The following is a 1,430-nucleotide window of genomic DNA, read 5'->3' on the forward strand; positions in this document are numbered from 1 at the left end:
TGGACTGCCCCCAAAAAGTTAGACACTTTTTAGGGGCATTTTTTATGGAAAGGAAAGAAAAATTTAGCGTTGCTTTCAAATTGGAATGTATAGAACTTCATCAGAATTCTTATCGTTCGATTGAATCTATAGCAACAGAAAAAGGATTTAACGAGAGTAATCTTCGCAAGTGGATCGGCTTTTATAACAAGTACGGAATATCGGGATTACAACCGAGAAAAAACAAAAGCTATTCCGTAAGGTTCAAGCTTAAAGTTTTGAAAGCCATCAATACGGAGTTCATCTCACAAAGAGAAGCGTGTGTCAGGTTTGATATCCCTGCCCAGTCTACCGTTTTGAATTGGCAGCGTGATTACGAAAAAAGTGGTATTTTAGGATTGAAGAACAAACCTATAGGAAGACCCAAAACAATGAGTGGTTACAAACGTAAGAAAAGGAAGTCCGACAAGCCGTTGACAAGGGAAGAAGAACTTTTGTTGGAGAACGAAAGGCTACGTGCCGAGAACGATTTTCTAAAAAAGCTAGACGCCTTAACTCTCAAAAAGAACAAGCAGAGGCCATCGAAGGATTAAGGCAAAAATATGACCTGTCAGTCCTGCTGGATTGTACAGGTATGGCTAGGAGCAGTTTCTATTACCATCAGAAAATGCTTCAGGAGAATGATAAATATGCAGAGGTCAAAACCTTGATAAAACAGATTTATCACAAGCACAAAGGGCGGTTCGGATACCGTCGCATCACTTTGGTAATGAAAGAAAAAGGAATTATAATCAATCACAAGACAGTGATGAAGCTAATGAAAGTTCTGGGACTCAAAAGCATCATAAGGCTCAGGAAATACCGGTCATACAGAGGTGAGCACGGCAATATAGCACCGAATGTTTTGGAGAGGAACTTCAAGGCAGACCAACCGAACAGGAAATGGGCAACTGATGTGACGGAGTTCAATGTCTCCGGAAACAAACTGTATCTGTCACCCATAATTGACCTTTATAACGGAGAGATTATCAGTTACGATCTATCGGAGAGACCTGTCTTTATTCAGGTTATGAATATGTTAAAGAAAAGTTTCAGGAAAATCAAAAATACAGAAAACATCATTCTCCACTCGGACCAAGGCTGGCAATATCAGATGAAAGCCTATCAGATGCTTTTGAAAGAAAAAGGAATCATCCAAAGTATGTCCAGAAAAGGAAACTGCCTGGACAATGCCGTGATAGAGAATTTCTTCGGGACTTTAAAATCCGAGATGTTCTACACCAAGAAATTCAAAACCATTGAGGAATTGAAAAAAGAAATAAAGCAGTATATCAATTATTACAACAACGACAGGATAAGACTCAATCTAAAAGGAAAGAGCCCGGTACAGTACCGAACTCTTTCCTATCAAAATATTGTTTAATTTTGTCTAAACTTTTGGGTGCAGTCTA

The 1,430-nt window shown here is 38.9% G+C and carries 2 protein-coding genes; both read left to right on the forward strand.

All coding sequences use genetic code 11. The annotated features are described in order from the left end of the window. Positions 1–572, forward strand: a 572-nt coding sequence (locus tag IV513_RS15410; protein ID WP_209391436.1) for a helix-turn-helix domain-containing protein, incomplete at its 5' end; no start/stop codon positions are given. Beyond that, positions 560–1,402 (forward strand): IS3 family transposase, encoded by an 843-nt coding sequence (locus IV513_RS15415; RefSeq protein WP_317196435.1) that lies wholly within the window; start codon positions 560–562, stop codon positions 1,400–1,402. The genes IV513_RS15410 and IV513_RS15415, both read left to right, overlap by 13 nt. Positions 1,403–1,430 lie beyond the last annotated feature (28 nt).

It is taken from the genome of Chryseobacterium sp. RR2-3-20 (assembly GCF_017808115.1).
Lineage (GTDB): Bacteria > Bacteroidota > Bacteroidia > Flavobacteriales > Weeksellaceae > Chryseobacterium > Chryseobacterium oryzae.